Raw genomic sequence first — 13957 nt, 5'->3', positions numbered from 1 at the left:
CACTCTATGCCGACCGACCACTACCGCAGCGCCGGCAGGACCTCTTTCTCGAAGAGTTCGATGCCCGAGGTGTCGTAGGCGGCTTCGGGGAAGTAGAAGATGCCGTAGGACATGCCGAGTTCCTTCAGCGCCGACAGTTTCTCGACGATCTGTTCCGGCGTTCCCACACCGGGCATGCCCCGGAAGGCTCCGAGCGCACCCTCGGCGGCGTCGGCGCCGACGTGCGGGGTGAGACGGTCCTTCAGGGTGAGCAACCGCTGCTCGACCTCCGCCTCGGTGGTGCCGATCGCGACGTTGTAGTTGGCCGATCGGACGATGGCATCGAAGTCGGTGCCGACGGTGTCGCAGTGCTTCCGCAGGATCTCGGACTTCTGCGCGAATCCGTCGGGTGTGCCGTCGAAGTTGGTGTACTGCGCGTACTTTGCCGCGATCTTCAATGTCACCTTCTCGCCGCCGCCGGCGATCCACAGCGGAATTCCGCCGTCCTGCAGCGGAAGTGGGCGGACGATGGCGCCGTCGACCTGGTAGTGCTTGCCTTCGAGGGTCGCGGTGCCGTTGGCCCAGGCCTGCCGCATGATCTGCACGCCCTCGTCGAGTCGGCCGAGACGCGTACCGGCGGAGGGGAATCCGTATCCGTAGGCCCGCCATTCGTGTTCGTACCAGCCGCCGCCGATGCCCATCTCGACGCGTCCGCCGGAGATGAGGTCGGTGGTGGCGGCGACCTTGGCGAGGTAGGCGGGGTTGCGGTAGCTCATCGCCGTACACATCTGGCCGAGACGCACCCGCGACGTGACGGCCGCGAACGCGGACATGAGGGTCCACGCCTCGTGCGTGGCCTCCTCGGTGGGTGCCGGGACGGTGTGGAAGTGGTCGTAGACCCACAGTGAATCCCAGGACGACCCCTGGTCGGCGCGCAACGCGAAGTCGCGCATCACCGACCATTGATCCGCGGGATCGATTCCGACGAGATCCAGACGCCAACCTTGAGGAACGAACAATCCGAAGCGCATGAAACGAATGTACCTATGCTTCCTGTTTTTCGAGCGGTGAGGAACCCGGCTCCGCCGCGGGCGGCGGTGGCCAGGGCGAATAGACCGGGATGAACCGGAACAGCAGTCCGGCGCCGACCAGCGCCGCTCCCCCGATCGCGGCGACAGCGGCGCCGAGCGGGACCACCGCGGCGAGCGCGCCGACCCCGAACGGTCCGGCGAACATGCCGGTGTCGTGGGTGAGCCGCCACGCCGCGAGGAATTCGGCGCGCGTGGCCGGTGGCGCGATGTCGGCACCGAGCGTCATGATGACGCCGTTGCCGAGGCCGTTGCCGATTCCCATCACGACGGCGACGATCCCGATCGTCCACAGGTCGTGCGAGAACGGCAACGCCAGGTACGACGTGCCGATCACCAGCAGCGACGGCACCGCGATGAACCTGCGGCCGTACCGGTCCATGAAATGCCCGGCCGGATACGAGCACAGCAGGTCGACGGCCGCACCGACACCGAAGACGAGGCTGACCTGGGCCGCGTCGAGTCCGAGGTGGGCGGCCCACAGCGGGAGCACCGCCTCCCGGGAGGCGCGGGCCGCGCCCATCAGAAGCGACCCGGCGCCGAGTGTGGCCAGCAATTTCCGGTGGCGACGCAGGATCGACGGCAACGTGGCGTGTCCGCCCACGGCGGCTGCACTGCGGCGCGGCGGATCCGGGACCCTCGACATCAGCCACCCGGACAGCACGACGCCTACGAATTGCACCAGGAACCCGCCCCGCGCCCCGACCACCAGGATCACGGCGGCACCGAGCAGCGGGCCCACGAAGAAGCCGAGCCGCCACATCGCCGCGAACGACGACATCGCCCGGGCCCGCAGCCCGATCGGCACGGCGTCGGCGAGGTAGCTCTGGCGGGCCAGCCCCCACACGGCGTTGGCGAGCCCGGTCAGCAGTGCGCCGACACCGAGCATCCAGGGTGTCTGCGCGAGCAGGCAGACCAGCACCCCGGTGGCGCCGACGGCACTGCCGCCGATGATGGACCGACGCTCCCCGAACCTCGCGACGATCCGGCCCGCGGGCAGGTCGCCGAGGACGGCGCCGAGCCCGACGACCGCGACGATCAGCCCGGACACGGCCACCGACGCACCCAGTTCGCGGGCGGTCAGCGCCATGACCGGGGCGGCCGCTCCCTGGCCGATACCGAAGATCGCGGCAGGAACGAAGACGGTGGTGACGAGAGGTTTCAGGCCGGTCTCGCCGCTCATGCGCTCGCTTCGTCGACCGCGTCCGCGAACCGGTTGTCGACGTCCGCGAGTCCGTAGTGACCGCGCAGGGTGGTCGCCGTGTACTCCGTGCGGAACAGTCCGCGCTGCTGCAGGATCGGGACGACCCGGTCGACGAAATCGTCCAGCCCGCCGGGCAGGTACGGCGGCATGATGTTGAAACCGTCGGCCGCGCCCTGCTCGAACCACGTCTGCAGTTCGTCGGCCACCTGTTTCGGGGTGCCGGCGAACGTGCGGTGCCCGCGGCCGCCGCCGAGCAGTCCGATCAGCTGCCGGACGGTGAGCGATCCGTCCGCCGCGAGATCCTTCACCAGCTGGTAGCGGCTCTTGTTGCCCTGGATCTCGTCCAGCGGGGGAAGCGGCGGCAGCGGCGCGTCGAGGGAGTGCCTCGTGAGGTCGACCCCGAGCATCGTGGACAGCTGCCGCAGCGAGTACTCGGGCGAGATCAGGTCGGTGAACGACTGCTCGAGCGCCTCCGCCTCCTCCTTCGTGTCCGCGATGAACGGCACGATGCCGGGCAGCACCTTGAGGTCGCCGGCATTGCGGCCGTGCTTCACGACCCGTGCCTTCAGGTCACGGTAGAATTCCTGGCCCTGGTCGAGGGTGCGCTGCGCGGTGAACACGGCCTCGGCGTACCGGGCCGCGAACTCCTTGCCGCTCTCGGACGATCCGGCCTGCACCAGCAGCGGCCGTCCCTGGGCGGATCTCGGCGAGTTCAGCGGACCCTTGACCCGGAACCGCGGTCCGTCGTGGTCGATGGTGTGGACCTTGCCGGGGTCGGCGAACGTGCCGGTCTCCGGGTCCAGCACCACCGCGCCGTCCTCCCAGCTGTCCCACAGCGCGAGGGTGACGTCGACGAATTCCTCTGCGCGCTCGTACCGTCCGCTGTGCGCGGGGATGCCGTCGACGCCGAAGTTGGCCGCCTCGTCCGCGCCGGCCGAGGTCACGATGTTCCACCCCGCCCGGCCGCCGCTGATGTGGTCGAGCGAGGTGAACTTGCGGGCCAGGGTGTACGGGTCGGAGTAGCTCGTCGACGCCGTGGCGATCAGCCCGACGCGTTCGGTGGCGACGGCGATCGCCGAGAGCAGCGTGACGGGTTCGAAGATCGCCTGCGTGTTGTGCTTGATCCGCGGTCCGACGGCGAGACCGTCGGCGAAGAACACCGAGTCGAGCTTGCCGCGCTCCGCGATCCGGCCGAGTTCCTGGAAGTGCGCGACGTCCAGTACGCGGTGCGCCTCGGTGCGGGGGTGGCGCCACGCGGCCTCGTGATGTCCCACGCCCATGAGGAAGGCGTTGAGGTGGAACTGGGAATCCTGTGACATGTGGAGTTTCTTTTCGGTAGGGAGCTAGACCCGCCAGCGGGACAGCCTGCGTTCGATCAGGACGAGGACGGCGTTGAGCGACAGCCCGAGAACCGAGATCGCGACGATGCCCGCGTACATGTTGGGGATCTGGAAGTTGAACTGGGAGGCCGTGATCAGGTAACCGAGTCCGGCCTTGGCCCCGACCATCTCGGCGGCGATCAGCACGAGGATCGACGACGCAGCCGCCATGCGGATGCCGGTGAAGATGGTGGGGACGGCGGCGGGCAGCACCACCTTCTGGAACAGGCGTACCGGCGACAGTCCCAGCGAGGACGCCGATTTGATCAGCAGCGGGTCGACGGTGCGGACACCGGAGATCGTGTTCAGCAGGATCGGGAAGGTGCACGCGTAGATCACCAGGGCGATCTTGGACTCCTCACCGATGCCGAGGATCAGGATGAAGACGGGGAGCAACGCCAGCGCCGCCGTGTTGCGGAACAACTCCAGGATCGGGTTCAGGAAATCCGACACGGGCCGGTACCAGGCGATGGCGATGCCCAGCGGAATCGCGATCACGACGGCCACGAAGAAGCCGATCAGTGCGCGGGAGAGGCTGGCGGATACGTGCTGCCACAGCTCCCCGCTCTGGACCAGGTCGAAGAACGCCTCGATCACCGTGCTGAACGGGGGCAGGAACACCTCGTCGACGAGACCGACGCGGGGGGCGATCTCCCACAGCGCCAGGAACGCGACGATCGCGATGGACGGCTTCAGGATCCGCCACGCGAGCGGCCCCAGTGCCGCACCGGCACGCCGGCCGACGCCCGGCTCGGGCGGGGTGGAAGCGGGCGTCGGAACCGCGGTCCGGGCCGCGGTCCGGGCCGGATCGGCGGTGACGGGACTTTCCGGTGTCGCGAGTGCGCTAGACATGTGCTTCCTCCTTCTCGATTACCTGTGCACGCTCCACTTCGCCGTGCAGCAGCGTCCAGATGCGGTGCCGGTAGTGCCGGAACTGCTCGTTGGACCGGACGTCCTCGCCGCTGCGGTCGATGTCGATGTCCACGAACGTCTTCACTCGGCCGGGCCGGGACGTCAGGACGGCGACGCGCTGGCCGAGGTAGATGGCCTCGTCGATGCCGTGGGTGATGAACAGGATGGTCTTGCCGGTGGCCTTCCAGATCCGCAGCAGTTCGTCCTGCAGCGACTCGCGGGTCTGCGCGTCGAGCGCCGCGAACGGCTCGTCCATCAGCAGCACCTCGGGGTCGAACGCGAGGCTGCGGGCGATCGCGACGCGCTGCTTCATGCCACCCGACAACTCGTGCGGGTAGCGGTCGCCGAAGCCCTTCAGCCCGACGAGTTCGAGGTAGTGCTCGGCGAGTTCACGCCGTTCCTTCTTGGGCAGTCCCTTGGCCTCGAGCCCGAACTCGATGTTGTGCCGGGCCGTCCGCCACGGCAGGAGCGCGTACTGCTGGAAGACGATGCCGCGGTCGAGACCGGGGCCGGTGACCGGCTGCCCGTCGAGCAGGATCCGCCCCGACGTGGGGGTGCTGAGCCCGCCGAGCAGGTCGAGCAGCGTGGACTTTCCGCACCCGCTCGGTCCGACGAGGACGAGGAATTCGCCGTCCGCGAGATCGATGTCGATGTCCTCGATCGCGGTGAACTTGTCCTTCGACCCGCGCACGTCGAACTGTTTGGTGACGTGCTCGAGGCGGAGCTTGGGCGTGGTGCTCATTTCTGTCCTTCCAGTACTTCTCCGTCGGGCCCGCTCTCGGGCTGGAACGTGCCGTTGGCGTACGGGTTGTATTCGTTGGTGTAGAGGTCGGTTGCGGTCAACTTGCCCTCGTCGAGCTCACCGTTGCGGACGAGCCAGTCGATCCAGGTCTGCAGCTCCTTCTCCTGGATCACGGCCCCGGCAATGGGAATTCCGGAGCTGCGCCAGTAGTCGATGGCCTCGTCGCTCTCGTTGCGGCCACGCCTGTCGATGATGCTCTTCAGCCGTGCGACGACCTCGTCGCGCGGGGTCACCTGGGTCCACCGGATGGCCCGGGCCGTACCCTGCACGAAGTCGGCGACGGCGTCCTTGTTCTTCGCCAGGAAGTCGTCGCGCACCACGTAGGTGCCGTAGCTGAACGCGCCGAACAGATCCCGGTCCGTGAACAGCGGCCGGATACCCCCACGCTCCTGGGCTGTTTCGCGGTAGATGCCGTTGATGGCGGCCACGTCGATCTGGCCTTCCCGGAGGGCCGTTTCGTTGTTCACCGGCGGAACGACGGTCAGCTCCACCTGCTTGATCTCGTCCTGGGTCAGGCCCTGCGTGGCCAGCCACTCCCGGACCAGGAACTCGTGGTGCGCACCGAGCGTGTTCATCCCGACCTTCTTGCCGATCAGGTCCCGCGCCGAGCGGATGGGGCTGCCGTCGAGCACGAAGTATCCGGTGTATTCGCCGGCGTCCGCACCGTAGGAACTCAGCACCGACGTGATCGGCGCTCCCGCCGCGTTGAGTTTGACGACGGCTCCGTTGAAGGCCGAGCCGAACTCGATGTCCCCGGTCGCCGCCGATTGGATGTCCTGCGGACCGCTGGTGGTGTCGCCGACCCATTCGAGCTTGATCTTGTCGTAATACCCCAGATCCTCGGCGAGTTCGTGGAATCCCACGTCCCCGGCCCACCCCTGGTACCGCAGAACCGTCTTCCCGTCCCCTGTGGTGGCGGTATCCGACGAGCCGGCACACCCCGCCACCCCCGAGGCCAACGTGAACAGTGCTGCGGTCGCCGCGAGTGCGCGCACGGCGCCGCGCCGGAACCGGGAGTGGGACATCGACTTCACTTTCTTCTCGTGGGGATCCGGGGTGGAGTTCACTTGGCGGCCAGCGCTTGTCCGTCGGGGCCGCTGTCGGCGGGGTAGGTGCCGTTGGCGTACGGGTTGTACTCGTTGGTGTAGACATCGGCCGGCGTGAGCTTGCCGTCCTCGAGTTCCCCGTTGCGGACGAGCCAGTCGATCCAGGTCTGAATTTCCTTGTCGGTGATCACGCCACCGGGGCCGGCGACGCCGGGAGACTTCCAGTAGTCGACAAGGTCGGTGGTCTCGTTGCGACCGCGCCCGGTGATGATCTCCTTGTACTTCGCGATCACCTCGTCCCGCGGCGTCACCTGCGTCCAGCGGATCGCCCGGGCCGTGCCCTGCACGAAGTCGGCGACCGCATCCTTGTTCTTGGAAATGAAGTCGTTGCGGAACAGCAGCGATCCGTACGTGAAGGAACCGAAGATGGACTCGTCGGTGAACAGCGGGCGAATGCCACCGCGTTCGACGGCCTTGTCGCGGAACACGCTTCCGAGCGTGCCGACGTCGATCTGCCCCTGCCGCAGCGCCTGCTCGGTGTTCACCGGCGGCACGACGGTCAGCTCGACCTGCTTGATCTCGTCCGGCGTCAGGCCCTCCCGAGCCAGCCACTCACGCACGAGGAACTCGTGGTGCGCGCCGAGCGTGTTCATGCCGACCTTCTTGCCGATCAGGTCACGCGCCGACGTGATCGGGCTTCCGTCGAGCACGTAGTACCCGTTGAACGTCTCCTTGTCGGAGCCGTAGTAGCCGATGACCGACGTGATCGGGGAATCGGCGGCCGCGAGCTTCAGCACCGCGCCGTTGAACGCCCCACCGAAATCGGTCTGCCCGGTGGCGGCGTTCTGAATGCTCTGCGGCCCACTGGTAGTGTCGCCGATCCAGTTCAGTTCGACCTTCTGGTAGTAACCCAGGTCGGCCGCGAGTTCCGGGAACGAGACCTGGCCCGTGGTCCCTTCGTAACGCAGCACGGTCTTTCCGTCGGCGGTCGTGGTGGTTTCGGAACTGGAGCAGGCGACCGCGAGACTGGTCAGGGAGAGCAGGGCGGCCGCGGCCGCCAGAGTCCGCGCGAAACGGGGACGAATCATCGAAGGTCTTCCTAGTGTGTGATGCCCGCGAACGACGAGGCAGCGGGTCGTGCGAGCGCACTCCGGCCGGCCCGGCGGTCGCCGGAGGGAGTCGACAGGACGTGCAGAAGAAAAAGGGGTGCGGAAAAGCCAGGTCAGCTACGACAGCTGGAACACTGGAACATGGCAGACTCCCTGGACGTGGTGTGGTCGCCACACCATACGTCCGGACCCACCACCAGGGTCAACGGTTACGCACACGACGGATTTTATGTCTGGACCGCACGTAGGATATCGGCATGCCCACTGCGACGCTGGTAGACGAATTCGAGTCCCACCGGCGGCATCTGCTCTCGGTAGCGTACCGGCTGACGGGAAGTGTCAGCGACGCCGAGGACGCCGTGCAGGAGTCGTGGCTGCGACTCGACGACGCGAACGCCGCGACCATCCGCGACCTCGGGGCCTGGCTGACCACGGTGGTCGGGCGGATCTGCCTCGACCGGTTGCGTTCTGCCGCGGTGCGTAGGGAACAGTATGTCGGCCAATGGCTTCCGGAACCGGTCGTCACCGGGCTGTCACCGTCTGCGGAGCCGGACCCCCTGGAAGCGGTCGTGCAGGACGAGGACAACCGGCTCGCGGCGCTGATCGTGCTCGACACCCTCACCCCGGCACAACGAGTCGCGTTCGTGCTGCACGACGGATTCGGGGTGCCGTTCGACGAGGTGGCGGGGATTCTCGGCATCGAGACCCCCGCGGCGCGTCAGCTCGCGTCGAGAGCCCGCAAGGCGGCTGCCGCAACGACACCCGCCGTTCCCGACGAGGAGCATGCGCTCGCCGTGCAGCGGCTGCTCGAGGCACTCGCCGGCGGCGACGTCGACGCGGTGGTCGCGGCCCTGCACCCGGATGCCCTCGTCATCGGCGACGCCAACGGCACCACGAGCACCGCCGTCAACGTCATCCGCGGCGCGGACAGGTTCGCCCGCTTCTTCCTCGGCCTCGTCCAGCGGTACGGGCCGGAGGTGTTCACCGCCATGCAGCTGGTTCTGGTCAACGGTCAGCTCGGCTACTTCACCGCCGGATTCACCGGAGACGATGCCCACCGCAGCTCGCCGGCGCGAGTGGGTGGGTTCACCGTCCGCGACGGTCTCGTCTACGCGGCGTACGACATCGCCAACCCGGAGAAGTTCGCCGGGATCATGCTCCCGGACCGTCCTTCGTGACCGCGGCGTTCTCGGCCCACGGCACCCGGCACGAATCGGTGCCGAAACCCTGCTCCGTGATGCCCAGCGCCGAGTACATCCGGGCTCGCATGTTCTCGATACCGATCTGATAGGACAGTTCGACGACCCCGGCGCGGCCGAACCGGCGCTCGAGGTCCGCCACCTGCTCGTCGGTGACGGTGGTGGGCGTCGCCGTCATCGCGTCGGCGTACGCGATGGCCGCGCGCTCGTCTTCGCTGTACGCGGGCGAGTCGGCGTACTCGGCGATGTGCCGGAGCCGCTCCACGTCCAGGCCGTCGAGGCGTTGCAGCATCGTGCCGAAGTCCACGCACCACGAGCAGCCGATCGTCCACGCCACGCGGAAGACCGCGATCTCCCGCACACTCGCCGGCAGGACGGTCGACGCCTTCTGCACCGCCAACTCGTGCCGGGCGGAGGCGACGAACAGTTTGCGGTGATGGGCGAGCACGGCGAACGGCTCGGGCACCTCGTCGAACTTGTGGGCAGCATATTTGTAGGCGACCTTCACCAGCGGGCTCGCGTTCGCGGGGGCCACTGCGGGTATGCGGGGCATTGCGTCCTCCATCGTCACCGGGCGCCCTTCGCGCGCCGTCTACAGAAGATGACGAGACAACCCCGCAGAACGTGACGCGGCCGTGTGCAACCGTCGCCGTCACACCGACTACGCTGCAGTAATGCCCGCAACGCCGCGCAACCGCACCGTCCAGCGCTTGCAGCCGTTCGCGTCCACCATCTTTGCCGAGATGACCGCGCTCGCCGTGCGTCACGACGCGATCAACCTCGGTCAGGGTTTCCCCGACACCGACGGTCCCGCGTCGATGCTCGACACCGCGCGGCAGGCGATCGCGGACGGGCTCAACCAGTACCCACCCGGTCCCGGCATGCCCGTGCTCCGGCAGGCGGTCGCGGCCGACCGCCTGGCCCGGTACGGGCTCGACCACGACCCCGACTCGGAGGTGCTGATCACCGTCGGCGCCACCGAGGCCATCAGCGCCGCCATCCTGGGTCTGGTCGAACCGGGTGAGGAGGTGGTGCTGATCGAGCCGTACTACGACTCCTACGCCGCCTCGGTCGCACTGGCGGGGGCCGTGCGACGCAGTGTGCCGCTCGCCCGCTCCGGCACGAAGTTCGTCGTCGACCTCGACGCCCTGCGCGCCGCGATCACGCCGAAGACCCGCATGCTGGTGATCAACACCCCGCACAACCCGACGGGCACCGTGTTCACGCCGGACGAGGTCGCCGCCGTCGCAGAACTGGCCTGCGAGCACGACCTGCTGGTGCTGAGCGACGAGGTGTACGAGCATCTGGTGTTCGACGGCCGGACGCACACCGCCCTGGCCACCCTGCCGGGAATGTACGAACGGACCATCTCGGTGTCGAGTGCCGCGAAGACGTTCAACGTCACCGGGTGGAAGATCGGCTGGGCGTGTGGGCCGGCCGAACTGATCGACGCGGTCCGCACCGCGAAGCAGTACATGTCGTTCGTCGGCGGCGGCCCGTTCCAGCCCGCGGTGGCGCACGCGCTGAGCCACGAGCAGCAGTGGGTGGAGGAACTCCGCGGCAGTCTCCAGGCCAAGCGCGACGTGTTGTACGACGCCCTCGTCGCATCCGGTCTGGAGGTCCATTCGGGCGGCGGCACGTACTACCTGTGCGCCGACATCACCGCGATCGGCGAACACGACGGCATCGACTTCTGCCGCACACTGCCGGAGCGCATCGGTGTGGCCGCCGTGCCGGTCAGTGTCTTCACCGACCATCCGCAGCCGTGGAACCCGCTGGTGCGGTTTGCCTTCTGCAAACAGGATTCCGTGCTCGAGGAGGCCGCACGACGGCTCCGGACACTCGGGAAACCCGGATCGTGACTGTCCGCACCATTCCCGCCGACTTCGTCCGGCGGTCGCTCGAACTGTCGGTGCGCAGCGGGGCGGACCTCTCCCCCGCACTGTCGGCCGCGGGGATCACGACGGCGTCGCTCGAGGACCCGCTCGCCCGGCTGACGCCGACCCAGGTCACCGCGTTCACCCAGGCCGTCTGGCAGATCACGGGTGACGAATTGTTCGGGCTCGGACCGGCCCCGGTCCCGCGCGGCACGTTCCGGCTCGTGTGCCTCGCCCTGATCCACACCCCGGACCTGTCCACCGCCCTCGAGCGGATGGCCGACATCCTCCGTGCCCTGCCGTCCCTGCCCGCGCTGCACATCGGTCCCGGCGCCCACGGCGGTACCCGCATGACCATCGACATCCGTCCGGCGGCCGAACTGTCCACCGAGGACGTGCAGTCGTCGCTCGAGGCGACGCGGGTCACCACCGATTTCCTGCTGATCCTGCTCCACCGGTTCGCGGCATGGCTCGTGGGCAAAAGGGTCCGGTTGCTGGCGGTGGAACTGCCGTATCCGGCGCCGCTCCCGCAGCTCGCCGAGAACTACGATCACATCTTCGGTGTGCCCGTGACGTTCGATTCCGCCATTCCCGCAGTCGAATTCGACAACGCGGTGATGCGGGCGCCCATCATCCAGACCGAGGAGACGCTCGAGGAGTACCTACGGGAGTCGCCGACGCTGCTGATGTCCGAGCGCGACTACGACAGCACCGCATCCGCGCAGGTACGCCGGGTGCTCGAACACGGCATGAAGGGCCGCACGTCGACGGCCGAGGACATCGCGGAGATGCTGTCGATCAGCGTCCCCCACCTGCGCCGGCTGCTCCGGCAGGAGGGGACGTCGCTGAACCAGCTGCGGGAGGAAGTGCTCCGCGACGCCGCCGTCGCCGGGCTCCGGCGTGGCGAGTCCGTGGACGACCTGTCGGCGCGGCTCGGCTTCTCCGAGCCCAGCGCGTTCCGCCGCGCCTTCAAGCGCTGGACCGGCAGCACCCCGAGTTCCTACCGCTGACCGGTCGGCGCGTTCAGCTGACGCAGAACTCGTTGCCCTCCGGGTCGGTCATCGTGACCCACTCGCTCGGCCCCTGGCGGCCTCGGTGGAGCACGGTGGCGCCGGCCTGCTCGAGCTTCTCGGCGACCTCGTCGCGGGCGTCCCCGACCCTGATGTCGAGGTGAAGCCGGTTCTTCACCGTCTTCCGTTCGGGAACCAGCTGGAACAGCACGCGCGGACGCTCGGGGTGCTCCGGATCGCGGATCGCCTGGCCCTCGCGCCAAACCAGGACACCCTCGAACTCGATGGTGTCGGACTCCTGCGCGTGGCCGGCCTGCACCAGCCCGCGGATGAACTCCTCGTCGCTCGGCTCCACCTCCCAGCCGAGCGCCTGGGCCCACCACTTGGCCAGGGTATGCGGGTTCTCCGAGTCCACTGTGACTTGAAATTCATATCCCATGGCCCGACGGTACAGCGGGGCACCGACAGGTCCCGCTGAGCCGCGTCGAGCCCGGCCCGGGTCAGGGTCTGACGAGGATCCGGATCGGATCGCCCTCGTGGTTCGCGAGCTTCTCGATGCCCTTCGCGACGTCCTCGAGCGGGACGATCTCGCTGATCGACCGAGACAGGTCGAGGCGGCCACGCGACACCAGTTCGGCGAGGGTTTCGATGTCGACGTTCTTGTACCCCAGATGGCCGAGGACCTGCTTCTGCGACAACCCGAACTGCGCCGTGGTGCCCACCGACGCCTCCTGCGCACTCAGCCCGACCGCGACGAGACGGCCGCCCACCGTCAGGCAGTCGAGTGCCTGCTCGAACGTCACCTTCAGCCCGGCCGCGTCGAACGCGACGTCCAGCATCCGGCCGCCCGTCGCCTCCGCGACCTTCGCCTTCAGATCCTCGTCCCGGGAGTCGAACGCGTAATCGGCCCCGAGTTCCAGAGCGCGTTCCCGCACAGCGGGATTGATGTCGAACGCGATCACCGGAACGGCCCCCACCAGGCGTGCCAGCTGCACGATGTGGGTGCCGACGCCGCCCACGCCCCACACCCCGACGGTCTCGCCGACAACGACCTTGCCGGTGCGCACGACGGCACCGAACGGCGTCGACACCGCGTCGGCGAGGATGGCCGCCTGCTCGAACGGAACGTTGTCGGGGATGCGGGTCAGTCCCCCGGCCTGCGCCACGGTGTACTCGGCCCACGCGCCGTCGTAGGCGAACGCCATGAGCTGGATGTTCAGGCAGTTCGTGAGGTCGCCGCGGCGGCAGTTGCGGCACGTGAGGCAGGGCCTGCCCGCGGACGGCACGACGCGGTCGCCCTCGGCCCAGCCGGTCACTCCGGCACCGACTTTCGCGATGGTGCCCGACGCCTCGTGGCCCTGGGTGACCTCGGGCAGCAGCGCGGGGAACGTGCCGTCGATCAGACTCAGGTCGGAATGGCAGATGCCGCAGAACTCCACCTTGACGAGCACTTCGCCAGGGCCGGGCTCCGGGATCGGAACATCCTCCACAGCAATCGTTTTCGTGTCGGCGTGGAATCGTTCCGCCCGCATGGTCCCGGCCATCGCTCGCCCCTTCGTCGTCGTTGCCTCGACGGTACCCGCGAAGAATGCCCGGGTGTGCATGATTCAGGCCACTGCCGGTTCAGACCACCGCCGGACGTGTCCGGTCGAGTGCGAGGTGGACGGCGAGGCCGCCGAGGACGCTTCCCATCACGAACTTCTGCGCACGCAGCCACGCCGGGCGGCCCGACAGGAATTTCGCGACAGTTCCTGCGACGCAGACGATCAGCGCGTTCACGGCGAGCGCGACCACGATCTGCACACTGCCCAGCAGCAGGCTCTGAAACCAGACCGGTCCGGCGCCGGCGTGCACGAACTGCGGGATCAGCGCCAGATACATCACCGCGATCTTGGGGTTGAGCAGGTTTGTCGTGAGGCCCGTCAGGAACAGCCGGAGGGACGAATCCCGGGGCAGTGCCCGGGCAGGCACGAACGGCGAATGTCCGCCCGGCCGCAACGCCTGCCACGCCAGCCATCCCAGATAGCACGCGCCCGCCACCTTCAGCGCGGCATATGCCTGCGGGACGGCGGAGAACACCGCCGAAATACCCAGTGCCGCAGCGGCCAGATAGCACAGGAACCCGAGAGCGACACCGGCCAGCGAGACCAGGCCCGCCGCCCTGCCCTGAGTGATGCTGCGCGAGACCAGATACAGCATGTTGGGTCCCGGTGTGAGAACCATGCCGAGCGCGATCGCCGCCACCCCGAGTACCGCCACCGAATCGATCATGCCCGTCACGATCCCACCGCGGCGACGCGCCGTCGCGGTCCAGTCCGGCCTCGGTGGACCCGTGTCCGGGTTGCATTCGTC

General features: G+C 68.2%; 14 protein-coding genes. 3 read left to right on the top strand and 11 right to left on the bottom strand.

The window, feature by feature from the left end:
* Nucleotides 1–20 precede the first annotated feature (20 nt).
* From ROP_RS24910 to ROP_RS24880, 7 genes are read right to left on the bottom strand one after another with little or no spacing between them, the layout of a single operon-like run.
* Complete coding sequence (locus ROP_RS24910; protein ID WP_015888771.1) at nucleotides 21–1010, bottom strand: LLM class F420-dependent oxidoreductase; 990 nt, start codon at nucleotides 1008–1010, stop codon at nucleotides 21–23.
* A gap of 13 nt (nucleotides 1011–1023) precedes the next feature.
* Nucleotides 1024–2250 (bottom strand): MFS transporter, encoded by a 1227-nt coding sequence (locus ROP_RS24905; RefSeq protein ID WP_015888770.1) that lies wholly within the window; start codon nucleotides 2248–2250, stop codon nucleotides 1024–1026.
* Entirely contained in the window at nucleotides 2247–3590 is a 1344-nt protein-coding gene (locus ROP_RS24900) for an LLM class flavin-dependent oxidoreductase (protein WP_015888769.1), read from the bottom strand. The genes ROP_RS24905 and ROP_RS24900 overlap by 4 nt, the downstream gene beginning before the upstream one ends.
* A gap of 24 nt (nucleotides 3591–3614) precedes the next feature.
* Nucleotides 3615–4502, bottom strand: coding sequence for an ABC transporter permease (locus ROP_RS24895; protein WP_015888768.1), 888 nt, complete (start codon nucleotides 4500–4502; stop codon nucleotides 3615–3617).
* Nucleotides 4495–5304, bottom strand: a complete 810-nt coding sequence (locus ROP_RS24890) for an ABC transporter ATP-binding protein (RefSeq protein WP_015888767.1) — start codon at nucleotides 5302–5304, stop codon at nucleotides 4495–4497. Before ROP_RS24890 ends, ROP_RS24895 begins: the two co-directional genes overlap by 8 nt.
* The gene (locus tag ROP_RS24885) at nucleotides 5301–6389 is read right to left on the bottom strand and encodes an ABC transporter substrate-binding protein (RefSeq protein ID WP_080512585.1); all 1089 of its coding nucleotides are present in this window, start codon (nucleotides 6387–6389) and stop codon (nucleotides 5301–5303) included. Before ROP_RS24885 ends, ROP_RS24890 begins: the two co-directional genes overlap by 4 nt.
* 38 nt (nucleotides 6390–6427) lie before the next feature.
* Nucleotides 6428–7498 (bottom strand): ABC transporter substrate-binding protein, encoded by a 1071-nt coding sequence (locus ROP_RS24880; RefSeq protein WP_015888765.1) that lies wholly within the window; start codon nucleotides 7496–7498, stop codon nucleotides 6428–6430.
* A 278-nt stretch (nucleotides 7499–7776) separates the two neighbouring features.
* Here ROP_RS24880 and ROP_RS24875 point away from each other — a divergent pair, with 278 nt between their 5' ends.
* Nucleotides 7777–8697, top strand: a complete 921-nt coding sequence (locus tag ROP_RS24875) for a sigma-70 family RNA polymerase sigma factor (protein ID WP_015888764.1) — start codon at nucleotides 7777–7779, stop codon at nucleotides 8695–8697.
* On the opposite strand, the gene ROP_RS24870 is transcribed toward ROP_RS24875, so the two are convergent.
* Nucleotides 8672–9271, bottom strand: coding sequence for a carboxymuconolactone decarboxylase family protein (locus ROP_RS24870; protein ID WP_043825275.1), 600 nt, complete (start codon nucleotides 9269–9271; stop codon nucleotides 8672–8674). The two genes, ROP_RS24875 and ROP_RS24870, sit on opposite strands and share 26 nt — an antisense overlap.
* A 121-nt stretch (nucleotides 9272–9392) precedes the next feature.
* On the opposite strand from ROP_RS24870, the gene ROP_RS24865 reads away from it, so the two are divergent.
* Both ROP_RS24865 and ROP_RS24860 read left to right on the top strand, forming a co-directional pair.
* Entirely contained in the window at nucleotides 9393–10580 is a 1188-nt protein-coding gene (locus ROP_RS24865) for a pyridoxal phosphate-dependent aminotransferase (RefSeq protein ID WP_015888762.1), read from the top strand.
* Nucleotides 10577–11605 (top strand): AraC family transcriptional regulator, encoded by a 1029-nt coding sequence (locus ROP_RS24860; protein ID WP_015888761.1) that lies wholly within the window; start codon nucleotides 10577–10579, stop codon nucleotides 11603–11605. Before ROP_RS24865 ends, ROP_RS24860 begins: the two co-directional genes overlap by 4 nt.
* Nucleotides 11606–11618: 13 nt before the next feature.
* Here ROP_RS24860 and ROP_RS24855 read toward each other — a convergent pair whose 3' ends face one another.
* The 3 genes from ROP_RS24855 to ROP_RS24845 all read right to left on the bottom strand — a co-directional run bounded on the left by ROP_RS24855 (nucleotide 11619) and on the right by ROP_RS24845 (nucleotide 13876).
* Nucleotides 11619–12044, bottom strand: a complete 426-nt coding sequence (locus ROP_RS24855) for a VOC family protein (protein WP_015888760.1) — start codon at nucleotides 12042–12044, stop codon at nucleotides 11619–11621.
* A gap of 61 nt (nucleotides 12045–12105) precedes the next feature.
* Nucleotides 12106–13149, bottom strand: coding sequence for a zinc-binding dehydrogenase (locus ROP_RS24850; RefSeq protein ID WP_015888759.1), 1044 nt, complete (start codon nucleotides 13147–13149; stop codon nucleotides 12106–12108).
* 79 nt (nucleotides 13150–13228) lie between these two features.
* Nucleotides 13229–13876, bottom strand: a complete 648-nt coding sequence (locus tag ROP_RS24845; RefSeq protein ID WP_043826785.1) for a LysE family translocator — start codon at nucleotides 13874–13876, stop codon at nucleotides 13229–13231.
* Nucleotides 13877–13957: the final 81 nt, after the last annotated feature.

The sequence above is a fragment of the Rhodococcus opacus B4 genome, assembly GCF_000010805.1.
Taxonomy (GTDB): Bacteria; Actinomycetota; Actinomycetes; order Mycobacteriales; family Mycobacteriaceae; genus Rhodococcus_F; species Rhodococcus_F opacus_C.
The sequence above is the reverse complement of the archived record's forward strand: the minus strand, read 5'-3'. Positions and strand labels throughout refer to the sequence as shown.

Excerpts from the sequence above, each read along its gene's own strand:
- ROP_RS24880 (WP_015888765.1), bottom strand. The coding sequence starts at position 7,498 with ATGATTCGTCCCCGTTTCGCGCGGACTCTGGCGGCCGCGGCCGCCCTG.
- ROP_RS24910 (WP_015888771.1), bottom strand. The coding sequence starts at position 1,010 with ATGCGCTTCGGATTGTTCGTTCCTCAAGGTTGGCGTCTGGATCTCGTC.
- ROP_RS24875 (WP_015888764.1), top strand. The coding sequence starts at position 7,777 with ATGCCCACTGCGACGCTGGTAGACGAATTCGAGTCCCACCGGCGGCAT.
- ROP_RS24890 (WP_015888767.1), bottom strand. The coding sequence starts at position 5,304 with ATGAGCACCACGCCCAAGCTCCGCCTCGAGCACGTCACCAAACAGTTC.
- ROP_RS24870 (WP_043825275.1), bottom strand. The coding sequence starts at position 9,271 with ATGCCCCGCATACCCGCAGTGGCCCCCGCGAACGCGAGCCCGCTGGTG.
- ROP_RS24850 (WP_015888759.1), bottom strand. The coding sequence starts at position 13,149 with ATGGCCGGGACCATGCGGGCGGAACGATTCCACGCCGACACGAAAACG.
- ROP_RS24900 (WP_015888769.1), bottom strand. The coding sequence starts at position 3,590 with ATGTCACAGGATTCCCAGTTCCACCTCAACGCCTTCCTCATGGGCGTG.
- ROP_RS24905 (WP_015888770.1), bottom strand. The coding sequence starts at position 2,250 with ATGAGCGGCGAGACCGGCCTGAAACCTCTCGTCACCACCGTCTTCGTT.
- ROP_RS24895 (WP_015888768.1), bottom strand. The coding sequence starts at position 4,502 with ATGTCTAGCGCACTCGCGACACCGGAAAGTCCCGTCACCGCCGATCCG.
- ROP_RS24845 (WP_043826785.1), bottom strand. The coding sequence starts at position 13,876 with ATGATCGATTCGGTGGCGGTACTCGGGGTGGCGGCGATCGCGCTCGGC.
- ROP_RS24865 (WP_015888762.1), top strand. The coding sequence starts at position 9,393 with ATGCCCGCAACGCCGCGCAACCGCACCGTCCAGCGCTTGCAGCCGTTC.
- ROP_RS24855 (WP_015888760.1), bottom strand. The coding sequence starts at position 12,044 with ATGGGATATGAATTTCAAGTCACAGTGGACTCGGAGAACCCGCATACC.
- ROP_RS24885 (WP_080512585.1), bottom strand. The coding sequence starts at position 6,389 with ATGTCCCACTCCCGGTTCCGGCGCGGCGCCGTGCGCGCACTCGCGGCG.